Origin of the sequence: Nodosilinea sp. P-1105, assembly GCF_012911975.1 — a bacterium.
Lineage (GTDB): Bacteria > Cyanobacteriota > Cyanobacteriia > Phormidesmidales > Phormidesmidaceae > Nodosilinea.
Genome location: NZ_SMDQ01000090.1, coordinates 1 through 19,329, shown reverse-complemented (window position 1 = coordinate 19,329; position 19,329 = coordinate 1). Strand labels below are relative to the sequence as shown.

The 19,329-nt window shown below is 54.3% G+C and carries 22 protein-coding genes; 11 read left to right on the top strand and 11 right to left on the bottom strand.

What is annotated here, in order from left to right:
- Positions 1-263 precede the first annotated feature (263 nt).
- From E1H13_RS24245 to E1H13_RS24220, 6 genes are all read left to right on the top strand, one after another.
- Positions 264-2,603, top strand: a complete 2,340-nt coding sequence (locus tag E1H13_RS24245) for a GAF domain-containing protein (protein WP_169617546.1) — start codon at positions 264-266, stop codon at positions 2,601-2,603.
- The gene (locus tag E1H13_RS24240) at positions 2,563-4,773 is read left to right on the top strand and encodes an EAL domain-containing protein (RefSeq protein WP_169617545.1); all 2,211 of its coding nucleotides are present in this window, start codon (positions 2,563-2,565) and stop codon (positions 4,771-4,773) included. Before E1H13_RS24245 ends, E1H13_RS24240 begins: the two co-directional genes overlap by 41 nt.
- Before the next feature lie 41 nt (positions 4,774-4,814).
- Entirely contained in the window at positions 4,815-5,024 is a 210-nt protein-coding gene (locus E1H13_RS24235) for a hypothetical protein (protein WP_169617550.1), read from the top strand.
- 342 nt (positions 5,025-5,366) lie between these two features.
- Positions 5,367-5,657, top strand: coding sequence for an RNA-binding protein (locus E1H13_RS24230; RefSeq protein WP_169617544.1), 291 nt, complete (start codon positions 5,367-5,369; stop codon positions 5,655-5,657).
- 188 nt (positions 5,658-5,845) lie between these two features.
- Entirely contained in the window at positions 5,846-6,034 is a 189-nt protein-coding gene (gene rpsU / locus E1H13_RS24225) for a 30S ribosomal protein S21 (RefSeq protein WP_169617543.1), read from the top strand.
- 82 nt (positions 6,035-6,116) lie between these two features.
- The gene (locus E1H13_RS24220; protein ID WP_169617542.1) at positions 6,117-6,683 is read left to right on the top strand and encodes a hypothetical protein; all 567 of its coding nucleotides are present in this window, start codon (positions 6,117-6,119) and stop codon (positions 6,681-6,683) included.
- On the opposite strand, the gene bioF is transcribed toward E1H13_RS24220, so the two are convergent.
- The 4 genes from bioF to E1H13_RS24200 all read right to left on the bottom strand — a co-directional run bounded on the left by bioF (position 6,638) and on the right by E1H13_RS24200 (position 11,852).
- On the bottom strand, positions 6,638-7,831 hold the full coding sequence (bioF, locus tag E1H13_RS24215; RefSeq protein ID WP_169617541.1) for an 8-amino-7-oxononanoate synthase: 1,194 nt from the start codon (positions 7,829-7,831) through the stop codon (positions 6,638-6,640). The two genes, E1H13_RS24220 and bioF, sit on opposite strands and share 46 nt — an antisense overlap.
- Before the next feature lie 171 nt (positions 7,832-8,002).
- On the bottom strand, positions 8,003-8,596 hold the full coding sequence (locus E1H13_RS24210) for a Uma2 family endonuclease (RefSeq protein WP_169617540.1): 594 nt from the start codon (positions 8,594-8,596) through the stop codon (positions 8,003-8,005).
- 302 nt (positions 8,597-8,898) lie between these two features.
- Positions 8,899-11,208, bottom strand: coding sequence for a 1,4-alpha-glucan branching enzyme (gene glgB / locus E1H13_RS24205; RefSeq protein ID WP_169617539.1), 2,310 nt, complete (start codon positions 11,206-11,208; stop codon positions 8,899-8,901).
- A 332-nt stretch (positions 11,209-11,540) separates the two neighbouring features.
- Positions 11,541-11,852 carry a hypothetical protein gene (locus E1H13_RS24200; protein ID WP_347404217.1) on the bottom strand — a complete coding sequence of 104 codons (312 nt, stop codon included), beginning with the start codon at positions 11,850-11,852 and terminating at the stop codon, positions 11,541-11,543.
- Between the two features lie 112 nt (positions 11,853-11,964).
- On the opposite strand from E1H13_RS24200, the gene E1H13_RS24195 reads away from it, so the two are divergent.
- The 4 genes from E1H13_RS24195 (at position 11,965) to E1H13_RS24180 (ending at position 15,882) form a co-directional block, all read left to right on the top strand.
- Entirely contained in the window at positions 11,965-13,278 is a 1,314-nt protein-coding gene (locus E1H13_RS24195) for a DEAD/DEAH box helicase (RefSeq protein ID WP_169617538.1), read from the top strand.
- 115 nt (positions 13,279-13,393) lie between these two features.
- On the top strand, positions 13,394-14,032 hold the full coding sequence (locus E1H13_RS24190) for a hypothetical protein (protein ID WP_169617537.1): 639 nt from the start codon (positions 13,394-13,396) through the stop codon (positions 14,030-14,032).
- A 131-nt stretch (positions 14,033-14,163) separates the two neighbouring features.
- Positions 14,164-14,880: a thioredoxin domain-containing protein gene (locus E1H13_RS24185; protein WP_169617536.1), complete on the top strand. Its 717-nt coding sequence runs from the start codon at positions 14,164-14,166 to the stop codon at positions 14,878-14,880.
- A gap of 510 nt (positions 14,881-15,390) precedes the next feature.
- A complete protein-coding gene (locus E1H13_RS24180; protein ID WP_240966828.1) occupies positions 15,391-15,882 on the top strand; it encodes a porin family protein in 492 nt (163 codons plus the stop codon).
- 331 nt (positions 15,883-16,213) lie between these two features.
- Here the strand turns inward: E1H13_RS24180 and E1H13_RS24175 are convergent, their stop codons facing one another.
- Positions 16,214-16,501: a hypothetical protein gene (locus E1H13_RS24175; protein WP_169617532.1), complete on the bottom strand. Its 288-nt coding sequence runs from the start codon at positions 16,499-16,501 to the stop codon at positions 16,214-16,216.
- A gap of 160 nt (positions 16,502-16,661) precedes the next feature.
- Between E1H13_RS24175 and E1H13_RS24170 the strand changes: the two genes are divergently transcribed.
- Complete coding sequence (locus E1H13_RS24170) at positions 16,662-17,567, top strand: LysR family transcriptional regulator (protein ID WP_169617530.1); 906 nt, start codon at positions 16,662-16,664, stop codon at positions 17,565-17,567.
- Positions 17,568-17,593: 26 nt separating this feature from the next.
- Here the strand turns inward: E1H13_RS24170 and E1H13_RS24165 are convergent, their stop codons facing one another.
- The 6 genes from E1H13_RS24165 to E1H13_RS24140 all read right to left on the bottom strand — a co-directional run.
- Positions 17,594-17,917, bottom strand: coding sequence for a hypothetical protein (locus E1H13_RS24165; RefSeq protein WP_169617522.1), 324 nt, complete (start codon positions 17,915-17,917; stop codon positions 17,594-17,596).
- A 2-nt stretch (positions 17,918-17,919) separates the two neighbouring features.
- Positions 17,920-18,321 (bottom strand): type II toxin-antitoxin system VapC family toxin, encoded by a 402-nt coding sequence (locus tag E1H13_RS24160; RefSeq protein ID WP_169617528.1) that lies wholly within the window; start codon positions 18,319-18,321, stop codon positions 17,920-17,922.
- A 2-nt stretch (positions 18,322-18,323) separates the two neighbouring features.
- Positions 18,324-18,542, bottom strand: coding sequence for a DUF2281 domain-containing protein (locus E1H13_RS24155; protein WP_169617526.1), 219 nt, complete (start codon positions 18,540-18,542; stop codon positions 18,324-18,326).
- 11 nt (positions 18,543-18,553) lie between these two features.
- Complete coding sequence (locus E1H13_RS24150; protein ID WP_169617524.1) at positions 18,554-18,703, bottom strand: hypothetical protein; 150 nt, start codon at positions 18,701-18,703, stop codon at positions 18,554-18,556.
- Between the two features lie 21 nt (positions 18,704-18,724).
- Positions 18,725-18,943, bottom strand: a complete 219-nt coding sequence (locus tag E1H13_RS24145; RefSeq protein WP_169617548.1) for a DUF2283 domain-containing protein — start codon at positions 18,941-18,943, stop codon at positions 18,725-18,727.
- Between the two features lie 71 nt (positions 18,944-19,014).
- Positions 19,015-19,329 (bottom strand): UPF0175 family protein (locus E1H13_RS24140; protein ID WP_240966826.1); only part of this gene is annotated, 315 nt, incomplete at its 5' end.

Below are 19,329 nucleotides of genomic sequence, written 5' to 3'. Positions count from 1 at the left end.
GGGGAGGTGGGGAGGTGGGGAGATGGGGAGATGGGGAGGTGGGGAGGATGGGGGAGGTGGGGAGGATGGGGGAGGTGGGGAGGATGGGGGAGATGGGGGAGAGTTTTGGGTTTACAGTCCCTCTGCCTGTCCCCTGTCCCCTGTCCCCTTGAGACTAAATCTTTACAGACCCGTCGCTTAAAGCTTTATCACCGCTAATCTAGTTTGTATAACAATGGTCAAACCAACCCAGACAGGGGTGCACTGCCCGAGGCAATCCAAATATGACCCAGGCTGAGTTAGAGTGTCGATTTCGGGCTGATGGGCAAGTCATTTTTGCCAATGCAGCTTACTGCGACTACTTTGGTTGTTCGCCCCAATCACTAGACACCCTTACCCAGCCGCCCCACCTGGAACAGGGGTTGGATGGTTGGCCGCAATTAAATTTGCTGACATTGACCCCAGAGCACGCCCAGATCAACCATGAGTCGCGGATTCGGGCTCGCACCGGTAACATTCTGTGGCAGCATTGGTACAATCAGGGCTGCTTTGATCACCAAGGGCAGTTGGTCGAAATTCGGGCGGTGGGGCGCGATATTACCCGCTATAAGCTGGCGGAAGTGCGCTTGCAGCAACAAATTGAACGGGAACAAGCCCTGGGGCGCATGGTAGATCGGTTGCGCCAAAGCTTTGAACTGCAAGATATCTTTGCCATTGCCACCCAGGAGGTACGCCAGATTCTCGGCTGCGATCGCGCTTCGGTGTACCAGTTTGCCCCTGACTGGAGTGGTCACTTTGTGGCTGAGTCGGTGGGCAATGGTTGGATCCCCCTAGTAGGCAAAGGCAAGCGTACCATCTGGGTCGACACCTATTTGCAAGACCATGGGGGAGGCCGCTACCGCCAGGGGCAGACTTTTGTCGTGGATGATATTTACCTGGGTAACCACAGCCCCTGCCACCTAGATATTCTGGAACAGTTTCAGGTGCGGGCTTACGCCATCGTCCCCATCTTTCAGCAAGACCAACTGTGGGGACTGCTGAGCGCTTACCAAAACAGCGGCCCCCGCCGCTGGCAACCAGAAGATGTGGCTCTGCTGTCCCAAGTGGCCCACCATGTGGGGGTAGCTCTGTACCAAGTTAGCTTGCTGAATCAGGCCCAACAGGCTAAGGAAGCGGCTGAACGGGCTAACCGGGCCAAGAGTGACTTTCTCTCCCACATGAGTCATGAGTTGCGCACCCCCCTGAATGCCATTATTGGCTACACCCAGTACTTGCTGCGCGATCGCAGTCTGCCGACCGAAACCCAGAGCTATCTCAATACCATCAACACCAGTGGTGAACACTTGCTCAATCTAATTAATGCCATTCTCAGCATGGCCAAAATTGAAGCAGGTCGAGCCACCATCAACCTCAGTGAGTTTAGCCTGCCAGACTTAATCCAGGGCTTGGTCGATATGGTGCTGCCCCGCGCCAACGAGAAGGGGTTAATGCTCACTTTCAACTTAGAGGAAACCCTACCGGCCTGCATTCGTAGTGATCAGGGTAAGCTCCAGCAGATTCTATTAAACCTGCTCGATAACGCCCTGAAGTTTACCGACAGCGGTTCCGTTACGCTGTCAGTCGAAGCCCTAGGGGCGGCCGATGCCGCCAGCGATGCCTGTACTGTGCTATTTACCGTCAGTGACACTGGCCCGGGCATTGCTCACGACCAAGCTCAGCATCTGTTTCAACCCTTTAGCCAGGTAGAGGCAGGGCAAATTCTCCAGCAAGGGACTGGCCTGGGCCTGGCCATTAGCCGCCAATTTGCCCATTTACTGGAGGGCGAATTAACCCTGGCCGACTCGAGTCAGGCCGGTAGTACTTTTCACCTACGACTCCCTGTCACCTCCCTGAACCAAGTGGACCTGAAGCCCCGCAGCACGATTCAGCAGGTGATTGGGTTGGCCGATGACCAACCGCCAATCCGAATTATGGTGGCCGATGACAACGAACCTAGTCGGCGCTTGCTGGTGGCATTACTGGAAACTGTAGGATTTGAGGTGCAAGCCGTGATCAATGGGGAAGAGGCCGTGGCCCAATGGCAGGACTGGCACCCCCAGCTGATCTTTATGGATCTACGCATGCCAGTGCTGGATGGCTATCAGGCGACGCAGCAGATTAAAGCGATCGCCGATCCACCGCCTGTGATCATCGCCCTCACCGCCAGTGCCTTTGATGAGGAAGAACAGGTGGCCTTGGAGAGCGGCTGTGATGGCTTCTTGCGTAAACCCATCCGCGAGACCGAGGTGTTCGATGAGATCCTGCAACATCTCGGGGTACGCTATCTCTATAGCGATCGCAGGCTTCCTGCCCCCCCGTCCCAGCCGATGGTTAGCCCTGATTTAAGTGACCTTGATCTAACTGCAATGCCCGCAGACTGGATTCAGTCCCTCTATGACAATGCGATCGCGGTTAACAATCAGGTCCTCTGCGACTTGATTGACCAAATTCCAACCCCCCACAAATCCCTAGCCCAAACGCTCCGGCAATGGGTTAGCGGCTTTCGCTGTGACAAAATCGTTGAACTGGTGGAGCGGGTGCGCAATGCAGCCACGACCGAATCCGATCATCCTGATTGTGGATGATACAGCGGAAAATTTACGGGTACTGGCCACCGCCTTGTCGGACCAAGGCTACGATGTGCGCGGTGTGATCAACGGAGAAATGGCACTCCGGGTGGCTCAAGCCAACCCGCCTGATTTGATTTTGTTAGATATTCGCATGCCTGACCTGGATGGCTATGAGGTGTGTCGGCGGCTCAAAGCCAGCCAACAGACCCAAGCCATCCCCGTGATCTTTCTCAGTGCCTTAGGGGACAGCCTAGACAAGGTGCAGGCCTTTGCGGTCGGTGGCGTGGATTACATCACCAAACCCTTTCAACTGGAAGAAGTGCTGGTGCGGGTTAAAACCCAACTAGCCCTATGGACGGCCCAGCAAACCGTCCGGCAGCTCAACCAAAATTTAGAACAACAAGTGCAGGAACGCACCGCCGAACTGGCCTTAGCCAATCAGGCCCTCTGCCAAGAAATTGAAGAGCGCAAGCGGATTGAGCAACATCTACGCGAGTCAGAAGCCCGCTACCGCCTGGTAGCAGAGCACATCAGTGATTTGGTGGGTTTGCATAACTTAGACGGCTACTATCTCTATGTCAGTCCTTCCTGCCAGGGGGTGCTAGGCTACTCCGCCGAGATGCTGATGGGCCAAAAATTCTATGATCTAATTCACCCAGAGGACTGCGAGCGAGTTCGGCTGCAAATCCAAGCCTTGCAGCCCCCCCAGCAGGTGAGCCGGTTTGTGTGTCGGGTTGCCCAGCAGTCAGGGGACTACATTTGGCTGGAGACCTTAGCCCGGCCAATTCTGAACGATCAAGGGATAATTACCCAGCTGCAAACCGTTTCTCGAGATATTACCCGACGGGTGCAGATTGAAGAACAGTTGCGTCACCAGGCCCTCTACGACGAGCTCACCCAATTGCCCAACCGTACGCTGTTTCTAGAGCGAGTTAACTATGCCTTGCACCAGGGCCAGGGGCACCAGCATTTTGCCGTACTCTTTATCGACATCGATCGCTTCAAGCTGATTAACGACAGCCTAGGCCATATGACTGGCGATCAGTTACTTGTATCGGTGGCCCACATCCTTACCCAGTATCTGCGCCCGGTCGATACCCTGGCCCGCTGGGGGGGTGACGAATTTGGGCTGCTGCTGTCAAATCTAGATGACATTACCAGCGCGATCACGATGGCTACCGCCATTCAAGCAGGGCTGGCCCAACCGATTCAGCTTGATCAGCAGCCAGTGGTGATCAGCGCTAGTATCGGCATTGTCTGGTCAGCCCGCCATTACCACAACGGCACTGAAATTTTGCGCGATGCCGATACCGCCATGTATCGAGCCAAAAGCCGGGGGCGGGCCTGCTATGAAGTGTTTGATCCTGAAATGCACCAGGAAATGCTCCATCGCCTCACCCTAGAACATGACCTGCGCCAAGCCTTAGCGCAAGATCAGCTTGAGGTTTATTATCAACCCCAGGTTAACCTGCATACAGGGCAATGGCTGGGGGTAGAGGCCCTAGCCCGCTGGCCCCACCCCAAACAGGGGATGATTAGTCCCCAAGTGTTTATTCCCATTGCCGAAGAAGCCGGTCTGATTGGGGCAATCGGGGAGTGGGTGCTACGCACCACCTGTCAGCAGTTGCGCCAATGGCAACAACACTTTCCCACCATTCCTCTGTTTGGCAGTGTGAATGTGGCCAGTCATCAGATTCATCGCCCTGGATTTGTTGAGACTGTGACCACAGTACTGGAAGATGTCGGCCTTGACCCCACCTGCTTGCACCTAGAAATCACTGAACGGGCTTTGATTCAAGACACTGATCACACCGCTGATGTCCTATCAGCCCTACGCCAGCGTCAGATTCAGCTCAGTCTTGACGACTTTGGTACCGGCTACTCGTCCCTCAGCTATCTGCAGCGGTTCCCCCTGGACATCCTCAAAATTGATCAATCATTCGTGGGGAAACTCCAGCCAGAACGTCATCAGTCAGAATCGAGGGGGATTATTTGGGCGATTCTAAGCCTGGCTGAGGGGATGAATATGACCGTCGTGGCCGAGGGGATAGAGACGGACTATCAAAAACAATGCCTGCTTGACATGGGTTGTCCCATTGGCCAGGGATACTACTTTTCCCATCCTCTGCCAGCGAAAGCGGTCACGGCCATGCTCTTGCAGATGCGGTCTGGTGCAATACCTTAACTGAGATTGTTACAATTTCCTATGGGAAAGTCGTAGGAGAGATCACAATGGCAGTGAATTGCGCAGTGGACTGTAAAGATGGTTGTGTCTTGGGCGACGAGTGCCCCAACCTGAAGTACAGCGAAGACGCGGCCAAGTTTATCGCTGATACCCCCCTCGACAAAATGTTAGAAATTGCCGATGAGGCCGTACGCAAGAAAATTCTTGAGCGGGCCTCTCGGCCTCCGAAGTGGGTTTTACCTGAAGACTAATATGTTGCCACATTAGTCGGCGACTGTGTCTGGAACCTGCTAACCGGCCCCTTAACCCCTCAACCATGGCGGTTAGGCGGCGGCCAGCCAGCGATAAAAGAGCACATCCTCGGAGGTGGCCCATCGGTTAGCCGTAGCAGCAGAGCACAGGAAAATCCTGGCGATGCTCTGATCCTAATTAGTTGGTCCCGCTTTCCCAGCTCAGGTTCTCCACTGCATCACCAAGAGCGCCTGTGGTATCCTTGGGCAAGTAAGTTTTTGGTCAGTGCCTGCGTTTCATTTTGAGCTAAGGTATATCTCCTCATAACTTTGCTTTACTGTTTTCTCTGCGGAGATGTAGACATGTCTATTTACGTTGGCAATCTGTCTTTTGATGCCACTCAAGATCAGGTATCTGAGGTTTTTGCCGAATACGGTACCGTCAGCCGGGTCAGTATGCCCACCGATCGCGAAACAGGTCGGCCTCGGGGCTTTGCATTCGTTGAGATGGAAAACGAAGCTGATGAAACTGCGGCCATTGATGCCCTGGATGGGGCCGAATGGATGGGACGCGATTTGAAGGTTAACAAAGCCCGCCCGCGTGAACCCCGCAGTGGTGGCGGCGGCGGCGGTAGTTGGAACAGCCGCCGATAGGGTAATTGGTCGGTGACTATTAGTTGGCATGATCTTGCTGGCATTCCTCATAAGGGGTTTGGACTGGCGCTCATCCCTAATAGTCATCGGTCATCCTTACAGGCAGAGGTCACTCCCTCTGCGAGATGTTCGGTAGATAGGACTTAGGTGATTCCCAAGCCTATCAATATTGATTTTCAGGAGATCTAATGGCCCAAGTTGTTTTGGGAGAAGACGAAAACATTGAATCCGCCCTGCGGCGCTTCAAGCGTAAAGTATCTAGGGCTGGTATTTTTTCCGACATGCGGAAAAATCGCCACTTTGAAACCCCCATCGAAAAGCGTAAACGCAAAACCCTAGCCCGTCATAAGCAACGTCGTTGGAGTTCTAAGCGCTAGGCCTCACGATCATTCCTAAACGGCTCAGGGAGCGTGGCCTTGAGTTAGGTAATTTTTTACGTCTTTTCATAGGAACTAAAGCATGACCCCAGAGACCGCTCGTGATCTATCTACCCTGCGGTCAAAGTTTTATCACTTGCTGGGGGCAAAATTAGATGTAGCTGTCACTATTACTCGCGAAAAGTCCTATGCCAGTACCCTACCTAAGGTTTCATGGACAGATCAGCAGCAGCGATTGAACTACCTTTGCCTCTATGCCTACTCAGCGCCAGATATACTTGTGCCAGATCGGCCACTAGTGCTAAGAATTGGGGTTAATTTGGGGGCTGAGTTTCTGGCGAATACCAAAGGGGGTCGTGGCATTCGCCGCTACAATCAAGATTGCCAATTTTATCTCACACTGATGCCCGAAGAGGTTTTAGAGGCTGTGCCCTGGTTAGTGGTCGCTATGCATCGACATATGCACGATTGGCAGACCCGCCCAGTGGCCCCCTATGGCTTGGCTTCTAGTCAGCCATTGGGGGCGGTCACATCAATGTGGACCCAAGCCGCTAGACAGCAGGTCTACAGGGCGCTGCAGGTTACAGAAGACGTGGGCGTTGACTATACGGCTATGGTAGCCGTCGCTGATAAGGCTTGCATGAGTTGATCCAGTTGGTGAGGCTGATGGGTTGCCATCAGGGTAATGCGTAATCGGCTGCTGGGTACTGTGGGCGGGCGTACCGCTGGTACCCACAGCCCGACTTGCTGAAGCTGTTGACTGACGTTGAGCACAGCCCTGGCCGATGGGCCTTCTAGGCTAATGATCGGTGAGGCAGACGGCAGCGGTTTGAGTTGAGGAGGTGCTGCGGCCTCAAACAGCCGATCTAGTCCTTGGCTGACTATGGCAACGTTTTGCCATAGGGTACGGCGGCGGTTAGGTTCTTGCTGAATAATCTGCACTGCCGCTAGGGCTGCTGCCGTGGCGGCAGGGGTTAGACCTGTGGTGTAAATCCAACCGGGAGCGCGATTTCGCAAAAAGTCAATCAACGTTTGAGAGCCGGTCACATACCCCCCCAGGCTGCCTAGGGCTTTGCTGAGGGTACCAACGGTAATCAAGGGCCGCCCGGCACAGCCCAGATGCGCTACAACGCCAGAGCCATTTGTGCCAAATACGCCAGTACCGTGGGCTTCATCCACTAGCACCATAGCGTTGTAGGTCTCCGCCAGCTCTAGAATTTCTGGCAGGGGGCAGAGGTCGCCATCCATACTAAAGACGCTGTCGGTGGTAATCAGACAGCGGCGGTACTGAGCACGGTGGATCGATAGCAACTCTTCCAGGTGGGCCATATCGCCATGGCGGTAGTCCAGGGCGGCGGCTCCACTGGCTCTGGCGCCAGTCTTGAGGCTGGAATGATTGTATTCATCCCCGAGAACCACATCTGGGGTGCCGACCAGGGCGGCGATCGCCCCCAAATTAGCCAAATACCCAGAGCTAAAGACGATCGCATCGTCGGTACCCTTGAGGGCGGCGATCGCCTGTTCTAGCTCCCGATGCAGCTCTCGATGGCCACTCAGCAGCCGCGAGCCGGTACTGCCGGTGCCGTAGGTGTGGATGGCGGCGATCGCGGCTGCGGCCAGCCTGGGGTCGCTGGTCAGGCCCAGATAGTCGTTGCTGGCAAAGTTGACCAGGGTTTGCCCCTGCCGCTGAATCATTGGTCCGGCCATGCCGTCGATCGCCTGGACTGACCGATAGCGGTGGGCCCGGTGCAGCGCCGCCAGAGATTTATCGATCCAACCGTAGGGGTTTGTAGGCATGCAAAATGCAGACGGGATTGTGTCGATAGTCTATACGGCAGGAATGACTCACCTACTTCCGTTAGCCCAAACTTCTGCCTAGAGCGGGATTCCCTTTCTGCCTGCTGTGCACGAGAGTAGCTCTACTGCCTACTGCCTACTGCCTTCTTAATTCTGCCTTCCTATACTAGGTTAGCTTTCAGGGCCAAAGAGCTGCTCCACCCTGAGTGCCAAGTCTGGAAACTCAACCGAGGCAATGGCGGCTTGGATGCCAAACACTCCCACCTCTTGGTAGCCCTCTCCACACAGGGTCAGCACCATTACAGTTTGAGCCACTGGGTTGATCAACCAGTATTCCGGCACACCAATGGCTGCATACTGAGCCCGCTTCTGTCCATAGTCCCGGTCTCGATTTGTCTTGCCAGGGCTCACCACTTCCACCACCAGGCGCGGCGGCGGCATATCGCGGGTAATCGTCAACCGTCGCTGAGTCAGTTTCAGATGCTCCTGGCGCAGCACAATCAGATCAGGAAAGCGATTGGCCGCATCTTTAGGCTGTAAAACAGGGACCTGTACCTCGCAGGCATGAACCCGTACCAAACGACGCGGTACTACCTGAATTAAATAGTCGCGCAGATTCAGCGCCAGCCAATTATTCTCTTCAGACTCTGGCGGCACCTCGACTAACTCCCCACCCACCAATTCATAACGCCCTTCTAGCGGCGTTTTATCACTGTAGGCCAGATACTCCTCAAAAGAAGCCAGCTTTGCCTTTGCCTGGGTCATTGTCTTTACCCCGCAGCCACTACTCTCATCCTAGCGTACTGGCTAGGGCGATATACCCATGGAACGATCTGGAGTTGGCCCACGGCTCTGCAACTGTTCCAGCTTCTTGATAATGAACCTTCGAGACTCTTGAAGAGCCTCTAGCTGGTTATCCACCCGCTCCAGTTGCTGATACCAAATTTTGGCTTTTTGCCGATCGCTCAGCTCGCCTGATTCCCACAGTTCAATACCAGCACGCAGTTCAGCAAAACCTGTGCTTACCCAGATAGGGAAGGCACGGGCTTTGCGATTATTGGGTTTAATTAGGGCTCAGCCGACTCTCCCGCTAGGGCCTTCTGGGTGGCCGCTTGATCCAGCTTGAGCACAATCACCCCTAACGGTGGCAGGGTCAAGTCCAGAGAATAGGGCCGACTGTGGAAGGCCCAATCATCGGACCATTTCCCGCCCAGGTTACCCATGTTGCTGCCGCCAAAGTCACGGGCGTCGCTGTTAAATAGCTCCTTGTAGTAGCCCTTTTCTGGCACCCCCACCCGGTAGTGGCTATGGGGTTGGGGCGTAAAGTTACATACCACCACCACAAAATCACCGCTATTCTGATCACGGCGAATAAACGACACCACGCTGTGGCGGTTGTCGCTACAGTCGATCCACTCGAAGCCGACCTGATCAAAGTCTTGGGTGTAGAGGGCGGGCTCACTGCGGTAGAACTCATTCAGCTTGCCCATGAACCGCTTTAGGCTTTGGTGGGGCTGGTATTGCAGTAGATGCCACTCCAAGTCCCCCCACACATTCCACTCACTCCACTGGCCAAACTCCATGCTCATAAACAGGGTTTTTTTGCCAGGATGCATGAACATGTAGGTATACAGACAGCGCAGGTTAGCAAACTTTTGCCACTCGTCCCCAGGCATTTTGCCTAGCATGTTGCTCTTGCCGTGCACCACCTCGTCGTGGGACAGAGCCAGCATAAAGTTTTCGGTAAAAGCATACCAAATGCTGAAGGTGACATTGTTCTGGTGAAACTGTCGGAACCAGGGATCCATGTGAAAGTAATCCAACATGTCGTGCATCCAGCCCATGTTCCACTTCAGGTTGAAGCCCAAACCACCCACGTAGGTCGGCCATGACACCATCGGCCAGGCGGTAGATTCCTCGGCGATTGACAGCACTCCAGGGAAATAGGTAAAGAGCACATGATTAACCTGGCGTAGAAAGTCTGCGGCCTCAATATGCTCGCTGCCCCCGTACTCATTGGCCACCCACTCCCCATCGTTGCGCAGGTAATTGAGGTAAAGCATGGAGGCCACAGCATCAACCCGAATGCCATCGATGTGATACTTCTCGAACCAGAAGATAGCGTTGGCCACCAGGAAGTTGCGCACTTCGTTGCGGCCGTAGTTAAACACCAGGGTGCCCCACTCTTTGTGTTCGCCCTTGCGGGGGTCGGCATGTTCATAAAGGTGGGTGCCGTCGAAAAAGGCGAGGCCATGGCCATCTTTGGGGAAGTGGCCCGGTACCCAGTCCACAATCACCCCGATACCGTTTTGGTGGCACTGGTCCACGAAGTACATAAAGTCTTCGGGGGTGCCGTAGCGGGAGGTAACCGCATAGTAGCCAGTGACCTGGTAGCCCCAGGAACCATCGAAGGGGTGCTCGGCTACGGGCAGTAGCTCAATGTGGGTAAAACCCAGCTCTTTCACATAGGGAATCAGGCGATCCGCCAGCTCTCGATAGGTGAGGAAACGGGCCCCTGGCTTGAGCTCGGCCACGGTAACCACTGGCTCTGGGCTGCCGTCGGCACGGCGGGCTGGATTGGCGGATGACTCATGCAGCCAGGACCCCAGGTGCACCTCATAAATCGAGACCGGCTGGCTGAGGGGGTCGGTTTGGCGACGCTTCTCCATCCAATCGATATCTTGCCAGGCATGACTGTCTAGATCAGTGACGATGGACGCGGTCTTAGGCCGAATCTCTTGTTGAAAGCCGTAGGGGTCTGACTTTTCGTAGATATGGCCGTCGTAGTTTTTGATTTCGTATTTGTAGGATTCCCCAGCTTTCAGGGTGGGAATGAACAAATCCCAAATACCGTTGGATAGACGACGCATCTGATGGTTACGACCATCCCAGTGGTTGAAATCACCCAGCACCGAGACGTTACGAGCATTGGGAGCCCACACAGCAAAATATACACCGCTGACCCCTTCTGCCTCGGTCACATGGGCACCCAGTTTCTCATAGATGCGGTGGTGGTTGCCCTCGCCAAATAAATGGATGTCGAAGTCGGTGATGGTGCGAGTTTTAAAGGCGTAGGGGTCGTAGATGACGTGAGTGTGGTCACCGCTGACATATTTGAGCTGATAGTTGGCTAGATCTTGCACTTCTAGCACACACTCGAAGAAGTGGGGGTTATGGTTGGTTTCCATTTCCACTTCTTGGTGGACTTCGGGCAAAATCACCCAAGCTTTATCAGCCTGGGGCAGATAAGCACGAACCGCCCACAGGGTTTTGCCATCTTGTTGCTGCACCATGTGAGGCCCCAAAATCTCAAAGGGGTCGTGGTGCTGGTTCCAAACAATCCGGTCAATCTGCTCAGAGTCAACGGTGATAGCCATATTTGAAAATCCACAGATTGGTTATTAAAAGACAGGCAGAAGCCGTGGGTGATGTCACGATACACCCTGGATCGATGCTGAGGCTAGGGCGACAGGTGGACAAGTTAAGCGCTGCCCCTTAGGGGGGCGATCGCAGAGGTAGCCTGAGACTGGATATCGATATCTCCCGTAGGACATCTGGCTGAAGAAAGTTTACTATCTGCGGAATAGATTAACAAAACTTAGCGCTTTCCAGAGGGAATTTTTTATCCAGTCGGGCTACTAAGGCAGCGCAGGACGCAGCACCTCCCCCGGCCTGATTTCCCGATCTATCTCCTGATCGCTTAATTTACCTACTGAATGATCATGGGCAGAATGCGCCTGCCAAGTCGGCGTAGCTGCAACAGAAAAATCAGCTGATTTAAGTCGGAACTTACCCGTCTCGGGGTGTTGGGATCCCTTAGGTCTTCCACCAGGGCAGCATAGTCCTCCGCTGATAGGGGCTCGCCAGTCAGGGGCGATCGCGCTTCAGTGATGATTTCCGTGCGCAAAATTTCTTCGGGAATGTCATCGACTGGGGGCAGGGCCAGGGCTGGCACCGCAGATACCAATCCCCAGGCCAGGGCTGCCCCCAGCGGCCATATTCTTGTCAGCTGTGGCTGCACGGTATTACGCCCTCCTGGTATCACGCTCTGCTGGGGCTATTTCCCCGCTGCTGCTGGCCTTACTATAGTAAATAAGCACTATGCTAGACCATAGTCTGCGACAGTCGAACCTATGGCGCACCTAAAGCGCAGCCCCACCGACCCCAAGGGCAAGGCCCTGACCCTAACAGCGGAACAAATGGCGGCCCTAGAGGCCCTAGAGGCCTTTGTTCACAGCCAGGAAAAGCTCTATCTGTTGACCGGCTATGCGGGCACGGGCAAAACTACCCTGCTGCAAGTATTTATTCAGGGGCTACGGCGACAGGGGGACCAACGGGCCATTGTGTTCACGGCTTTTAGCAACAAAGCCACAAAAGTGTTGGCCGCCATGGCCGCCCAATGGCAACTCAGAATTGACGCCATGACCTGTTGCAAATTGCTGGGGCTGCGGCCCGTGATTGATGAAGACAGCGGTAAGCAGGTTTTCCAACTCGATCGGCAGCAAGGCAGCCAACTGGATCGCTACAACCTGGTGGTGGTGGATGAATGTTCGATGGTGAACGAAGAACTGTGGCAGTTGTTAGTCAATGCCGTATCCAGCCTGTACCAAGACACCCAAATTTTATTTGTGGGGGACTCGGCCCAGTTACCCCCGGTGAATGAGCAAGAGTCCGCCTGTTTCCGCAAGATTATCCACCGCTCGGCTCTGACTGAAGTGGTGCGCTATGGCGGTGCCATCGGGGTAATTGCCGAAGACATTCGCCGTAACCTAGTGCGCGATCGCCTGCCCCGCTTCAGCAGCGACACCAACGCCGATCAAACCGAGGGCTGCTTTGTGGTGCCTCGCTTGGCCTGGGAAAAGCTGCTGATTCGAGCCTTTACCAGCCAGGCTTACCAGGCTAACCCCGACCAGGTACGCGCCCTGGCCTACACCAACCGCCGGGTGGCCCAACTCAACCGGATGATTCGCACCGCCATCTATGGTCCCAATACCCGCCGATTTGTGCCAGGGGAACGGCTGATTGCCCTCACCCCCTGCTTAGAAGGAGATTCTATTATTTTGCCCACATCCGCCGAATGTGAGGTGCTGCATATTGCCCGCGGGCGGGAGGGGGAGTGGCCTATCTGGCAGTTAGAGGTAGAAACCGAAGAAGGGGACTTTAGAACCCTGCGGATACTCCACGAGTCAGGGCAGCAGGAATTTCAGGCCCGGTGTGATTTTTTAGCCAAAGAAAAGCGCTGGATGGAGTTCTGGGACTTGCAGCAGCGGTTCCACAGTGTCGACTATGCCTATAGCCTCACCATTCACAAAAGTCAGGGTTCCACCTTTCAAGATGTGTTCGTCGATGTACCGTCCATGCTGGTTAACCGCAACGTGGTAGAGCGCAACCAACTCTGCTATGTGGCGTTTACCCGGGCGGCCCAACGCCTGTTTTTGTACCAGTAACAGACTGACCTAACAGACTGGGCGATAACGCCAACTTTCCGAAATTGGCCCTGATGGCGGTGAAGGTACGGTTATCACGACTGGTTCGTGATCCTATCCCTCACGCCCCACCCCTATGAGCTCTGCTGACGAGACCCCCCATAATAGCCCCTATTTACAGCCCACCGCTTGCCCGGTGCGGGATGTGTTTGACCGTGCCCTAGCCAATGTTTTAAGCCAAGATAATCCCCAGGCTTACAGCCTCATCAGGGCAATTCAAAGCACCCTTAATCAATACCGCTTAGGAAATCATATGGAGGCGTTTGAGGTGCTCCATGAAGCTTATTTGCGCGGCAAGAAAAAGCTTCAGGCTGGAGAAACCATCCATAATGCCCAAGCCTGGTTAAAAGCGACCGCGATTCACGTTATTTATGAGCGTAAGCGCAAACAACGATTTAGCGCCATCGAACCCCACCTGTTAGACACGATGATGGTAGACGATGGTCCCCATTTGCTCCAGATGCAGATGGTGCGGGAAGACCTGGAGCTGCTCTATCAGGCGCTAGACCAATTGCATCAAGACGATCCCTACGCCACCACCCTGCTGTACATGAAGACCGTCCAGGGATGGACCTGGAACGAGATTAGCCAATGGCTAGTCGCCCAAGGCCAGGCGGTTCCTAACCAGGCGGCCCTGCGCCAACGGGCGTCCCGGGCCAAGCGACGACTGCGGGACTTGGTGGAGCGGCTTGCCCATTCTGCCTATCTCAATTAGTGCCATTGGCGACGCTTGATGCCGTGGGGGCGTTGCTTAGCACAGGTATGGTTTGTTCCCTATCAGCAACGCCGCTGTGGGGAAGGGCTTGGTATAGTCAACCTGTAACCGCGACCAGTGGCAAGGCAACCATGGAAACACGTTGGCAACAACTCCGGCAATCTAAGCTGCTGCTATGGGTTTGTTTAGGGGCCGTTGGCTTAGGTTTGCTGATGCCCCTGGTGCTGTTGTTGCCTAGGCGTAACGCATCTACCCCCCCGGAAAGCCGAGAGGAACACCAGGCCCTGGTGACTACAGTAATTGGCTCGATGGATCGGCAAACCTTAATTGGCAATTCCCCCACCAAGGGGAATGCCAACGCTGAGGTCGTGTTGTTTAAGTTTTCTGATTTTCAGTGCCCCTACTGTGCGGTGGCCGCTGGCCACATGAAGCAGTTTGTGGGTAACCACGAAGCCGACATCCTCTATGTGTATAAGCATTTTCCCCTGACTCAGATCCACCCAGAAGCCGTTTCCTCGGCCCAGGCCGCTTGGGCCGCAGATCAGCAGGGGCAGTTTTGGCTGTACCACGATGGCCTATACGTCAACCAAAATCGCCTGGGGGATGAGCTTTATGTGGAACTAGCAGAGGCGATGAACCTGGATATGGAGCAGTTCAACCGCGATCGCACCAGTGATGCCGCCGCCGCTGCTGTCCAAGCCGATCTTGAGCTGGCCCAGCAACTGCAACTCCAGGGAACCCCGTCTTTTGTGATGAATGATCTGCTGATTCCCGGCGGCGCGCCTCCCCAGCTGTTTGAGGAAATTTTTAACCAAATTAACGAGCTGTTGGAGAGTCGGGAGGGGTAGGGGAGGTGGGGGAGATGGGGAGATGGGGAGATGGGGAGGTGGGGAGATGGGGAGATGGGGAAGGTGGGGGAGGTGGGGAAGGTAGACGGTGAGCTGTGAGCCGTGAATCGTGAATCGTGAATCGTGAGTCGTGAACCGCGCCCTGCGACCCTTCTTTCCTGTGACAATCCACTGTGCCAGATGAGGTGACAGGCCCAGAGTAGGGTTTTCGGTTGTTTTTTTGGCAAAATTGGCACAATAGCTAAACCTTGTGTAAAAAGGGATTTGGCTGTCTCTGTGAGATGATGGGCGCTAAATTGTCACATTCTAATTAGTGCCTTCGTATCACCCACTCTATAAAGTGTCATGGTCTGGTGAAATACCCCCTACCCCCCGGCGCTACAACATAGTCATGCGCCGCAAGGAAACATCCACTGCGCGACACCCATCCCGACCTGATGACATCGACTCAAACCTGTTTGGGGACGTTTGGGGGGATCTCAACACACAGTTTGCATTTGGAGAATGACTATGAAAACTCGTTTTATCGCCGCGATCGCGTTGGGTCTGGCTACTACAGCTTCCATGGCGGCTCTGCCCATGGCCGCTAGCGCCCAAGAAAAGACCACTGACTATAACTACGTTGGCGCTGGGGTTGGCGTCGGTAGCCTGGGTACCAGCGACGTTGGTCTATCGATCAACAGTAAATTCACTGTGGCCGACAATGTCTCCCTCCGGCCTGGGGTACTTAGCGACCTCAACTTCAGTGGAGACGGGGAAACTGTCTTCCTGGTTCCGGTTACCTACGATTTCAATGCCGTGACCAGAGATGGTCGAGTCCTTCCTTACCTGGGTGGTGGGGTGTCTGTCTCCACCCAAGGCAGCGGGGCGGTTGGTCCTATGGTTACCGGTGGCGTTGACTACCGGATTACCGACCGGATTGTCGCCAATGGTGCCGTGAACTGGTCCATCTATGAAAATAGCCGAGTTAATGGCAGCATTGGCCTGGGCTATTCCTTCTAGGGGCAGACTAAGTTCCTGAACGATTGACTCATCAACTCAAGCTGGGTGCAGTAGACAATCGCTACTGCACCTTTTTTTGGGTTGCCCTTTGTCTGGTGCTATTAGCCCTAAACGTGAATCACAGTTGGGTACGGCGTATGTCTTAACCTGAATTTGAGTCCTGAATTCGAGTTAAGAAAGTTTCTGAAAAAACAAATTCACTATCCTCTCCTGGGAAGCCTGTGCTGTATAGCCTGCGGCATGGCTTCGCTAGCACCGCAGCGACCCCAGACGCTGTCCTGAGCTTGTCGAAGGAGGGGTAACCTGTCGAAGTAGGCAGGGGTGGGGCAGACTAATCGTAATAACGGCTATCTAACCACTGACGTACCTCTAATTCACTCCGAAACGACTGACGCCGCTGGCTAACGGGGTCATATACCCACCAGATGCTCTGCCCTCGCTGGCTACTCTGCCAGACGCGGGGTTCAGCCGGGGCAGCGGTTAAAAATCGCACTAACTGCTGCCCCGCCTGGGCTAAGGCCTGCCGCCAGGGCAACGATGGTTGTTTGGCAACCAATTGCTCTAGCCGATAGCGTTGGCGATTGAGTTCATGGGGAGAATAGTAGGGGTTCCGGTTCACAGTGGTGCCTCCTTGTCAGCAGATGATGTCACTGTATCTAGCCCCCCTGGGCTTGCCAAACCATGGCTTGAATAGCAGCTATGCAAAAAATCGATATGTTGGCTCAAACCCTATCGGTTAGCCTAGGGAAAATCGTTTCCAGCCATTTAGGGAACTGATCATGAACCCTGGCAAAATTAAGTTGGCTCAGCTGCGGGCTTTGGTGGCGATCGCCGATACGGGCAATTTCAGCGAAGCGGCCCTAGAGCTCGACCTATCGCAATCGACTGTCAGCCATGCGATCGCGACGCTGGAGGCTGAACTGGGGGTGATGCTGTTGCAGCGAGGCCGCCACGGGGCCAAGCTCACCCCGGTGGGGGAGCGGGTTACTGGCCACGCTCGGCAGGTGCTGGGCCTGCTGGATGCCATGGCCCACGAGGCCAACCAGGCCAAGGGATTGCAAGGAGGCACCCTGCGCATTGCCTCCTTTCGCAGTGTGGCGACCCATGTGCTGCCCAGTGCGATCGCGCGGTTGCATCGTCGGTACCCCGCGATCGCCATTAGCGTCATCGAAATGGATGAGGTGTACGAACTCAAGCAGGCCCTGGCCAAGGGGGATGCCGACATTTGTGTGGCTGAAACTATCGACGGCGACGAGTACGACACTTACCTGATCTTCGACGATGACTATGTTGCCCTGCTGCCCCCCGGCCATCAACCCCAAGCCGGAATACTTACCATCGATGACATGCGTCAAATGCCGATTATCGGTTCTAGCCACAGCAGTTGTGGTCTCCGCATCCGCACCGTGCTCGGCGCCCAGGAACATCCTCTAGAGATTGCTTACTGCATCCGCCACGACTCGTCTATGGTGGCGATGGTGCAGCAGGGGCTGGGCATCGCCATTTTGCCCCGTCTGGCCGCTGAACCCGTGCCCCCCGATGTGCAGATCTATCCGCTGCCCTTCCCAATCTCTCGCCCGATCGGGGCCACCATGCTGAAAGATGCCCTGCACACCCCGGCCCTCTATGCTTTCTTAGATGCCCTGCGACAAACCGGCGAATTTAGTCGCATGAAAGCGGTTTAAGCAGTATGGTAAGGCGATTTGGGGCCTTAGTTGCGGCGCTCAATCAATTGTTGATGGCGGTGAACGCTGCTATTCCAGAGGTCAGAGATGGGCTTCAAGTCACCTGCTTCGGCTTGTTGTAGGGAGATCCGCAAATGGGCCAGAACGAGGATGGCCAGGGCATCGGGCTCGGTAGCGACGTTGGGATGCTGGGTTTGGAGGTGAGTAATCAGGGTTTGTAAGTCGGCTATAGCCGCTTGCACCGATGGATCGTGTGCGTAGTTATGCTGCGTCTCGATGTAGGTATCGACCTGCTCAAAGACTTGTACTTTTTCGGCTTTAGGGAAATTATATTTTGAGGCTTCTGTCATGGCTATGTGTCCTGTTGAGAAGGTTCCCAGAGTCGATGGATAGCGTAGGCGTCCATTTGAGTGTCTTGACTAACCAGGTATAGAGAGTAACTGATGGCTTGGGCAATAAGAATTCTGTCGAAGGGGTCGCGGTGGTGCAAGGGTAACGATAGACAAACCTCCAAGTCTTTGAAGGTGATGGGCAGTTGCGAAATGCCCAGGGCTATCAGGTTAGGTTCGATGGTGCTGAACGGAGCAGAGAGGTCAAGTTTGCCAATGTTGGCTTTGATGGCAATTTCCCAGAGGGAGGCAACGCTAACAAAGACGGTGGGGGTAGTTTCAATTTGGGTTCGGGTACTAACGGGAAGCCGAGTGTCGTTATCGAGAAACCAGATTAGGGCGTGGGTGTCAAGCAGGATGGACATGGCTACATGTAGTCTTTGAGGTCATCTAAGGGCGCGTCAAAGTCTTCGGCCATGGTGAACATACCTTTCATGGTTCCCGCTTGGCGATATTTTTGGGGCGGCGTTCCAGAGGGTAGAGTCTCTGCATACTTGCTAGCAAGATATTCAGCATAGTGAAGAACTTCTGCTTGAATATTGGGTGGAAGCTTATCGAGGGTTTCAATAATTTGGGTAGAGAGCATTGGTATTACCTTTAGAGGGTTTCAAGGTGGTCTTTGCGGGCTTTGTCTTGCTGAATGAGGGCTTGAATGTAGTCGTCAGCAGTATTGTACTGGCCCGATGCCAGTTGTTCTTGCAGATAGGCGGTTAGTGCTTCTGGGAGAGAGACGGTTAACTTAGTCATGGAATGTGCCTTATTAGAGAGTCATGGATAGTTGAAAAAGGGGTTTTTTGAGGCCAAAAGTGCTGTAACTGTTTCCTCAGACATGAATCTTCTAAAATCCAGGATTTCGACCAAGACCAGCTTTTCATTGGCTGAATAATGCAAAATTACCTGTCCGTCTTCTTCGGCATAGGCGATGGGGTCTTCGGAAAGCTCCACTATGAGCGCATCCACATCTTTGCTGTAACTAATTTTTCTCATATCTAGACCTCCTGCCGGGGTATCGATAACCGCTAGGTTACTCAATGGTGAGGTATTGCTGATGATTATCATTACCAACCTTCCTGGCGTAGGCTGGAAAGATCTTGCTCTAGCTCCTCAATGTCGTAGTGAATACAGATACCGCGACTGGCAATTAGCCGTTGAAATTCAATCTGATGGAGGCTAGCGATTTGGCTAGCCGTACCCAGGGTGATTCGCTCTTGCTGGAAGAGGGCGTTGGCGCAGCCTCTCCACAGGAGAATCGCTAGCTCTGTGCGCAGATCGGTTTCAGTCAGTTGGATGTTGTCGCAATACTGTTCGGATAAACAGAATTTCAGTATATTTGCACTGTTCTGACAGAGCAGGTGTATGGTGCAACTCAAGGA

Bases quoted from the DNA above. Each gene is read 5' to 3' on its own strand.
- E1H13_RS24245 (WP_169617546.1), top strand. From the start codon at position 264: ATGACCCAGGCTGAGTTAGAGTGTCGATTTCGGGCTGATGGGCAAGTC.
- E1H13_RS24240 (WP_169617545.1), top strand. From the start codon at position 2,563: ATGCAGCCACGACCGAATCCGATCATCCTGATTGTGGATGATACAGCG.
- E1H13_RS24230 (WP_169617544.1), top strand. From the start codon at position 5,367: ATGTCTATTTACGTTGGCAATCTGTCTTTTGATGCCACTCAAGATCAG.
- rpsU (WP_169617543.1), top strand. From the start codon at position 5,846: ATGGCCCAAGTTGTTTTGGGAGAAGACGAAAACATTGAATCCGCCCTG.
- E1H13_RS24220 (WP_169617542.1), top strand. From the start codon at position 6,117: ATGACCCCAGAGACCGCTCGTGATCTATCTACCCTGCGGTCAAAGTTT.
- bioF (WP_169617541.1), bottom strand. From the start codon at position 7,831: ATGCCTACAAACCCCTACGGTTGGATCGATAAATCTCTGGCGGCGCTG.
- E1H13_RS24210 (WP_169617540.1), bottom strand. From the start codon at position 8,596: ATGACCCAGGCAAAGGCAAAGCTGGCTTCTTTTGAGGAGTATCTGGCC.
- glgB (WP_169617539.1), bottom strand. From the start codon at position 11,208: ATGGCTATCACCGTTGACTCTGAGCAGATTGACCGGATTGTTTGGAAC.
- E1H13_RS24195 (WP_169617538.1), top strand. From the start codon at position 11,965: ATGGCGCACCTAAAGCGCAGCCCCACCGACCCCAAGGGCAAGGCCCTG.
- E1H13_RS24190 (WP_169617537.1), top strand. From the start codon at position 13,394: ATGAGCTCTGCTGACGAGACCCCCCATAATAGCCCCTATTTACAGCCC.
- E1H13_RS24185 (WP_169617536.1), top strand. From the start codon at position 14,164: ATGGAAACACGTTGGCAACAACTCCGGCAATCTAAGCTGCTGCTATGG.
- E1H13_RS24180 (WP_240966828.1), top strand. From the start codon at position 15,391: ATGAAAACTCGTTTTATCGCCGCGATCGCGTTGGGTCTGGCTACTACA.
- E1H13_RS24170 (WP_169617530.1), top strand. From the start codon at position 16,662: ATGAACCCTGGCAAAATTAAGTTGGCTCAGCTGCGGGCTTTGGTGGCG.
- E1H13_RS24165 (WP_169617522.1), bottom strand. From the start codon at position 17,917: ATGACAGAAGCCTCAAAATATAATTTCCCTAAAGCCGAAAAAGTACAA.
- E1H13_RS24160 (WP_169617528.1), bottom strand. From the start codon at position 18,321: ATGTCCATCCTGCTTGACACCCACGCCCTAATCTGGTTTCTCGATAAC.
- E1H13_RS24155 (WP_169617526.1), bottom strand. From the start codon at position 18,542: ATGCTCTCTACCCAAATTATTGAAACCCTCGATAAGCTTCCACCCAAT.
- E1H13_RS24150 (WP_169617524.1), bottom strand. From the start codon at position 18,703: ATGACTAAGTTAACCGTCTCTCTCCCAGAAGCACTAACCGCCTATCTG.
- E1H13_RS24145 (WP_169617548.1), bottom strand. From the start codon at position 18,943: ATGAGAAAAATTAGTTACAGCAAAGATGTGGATGCGCTCATAGTGGAG.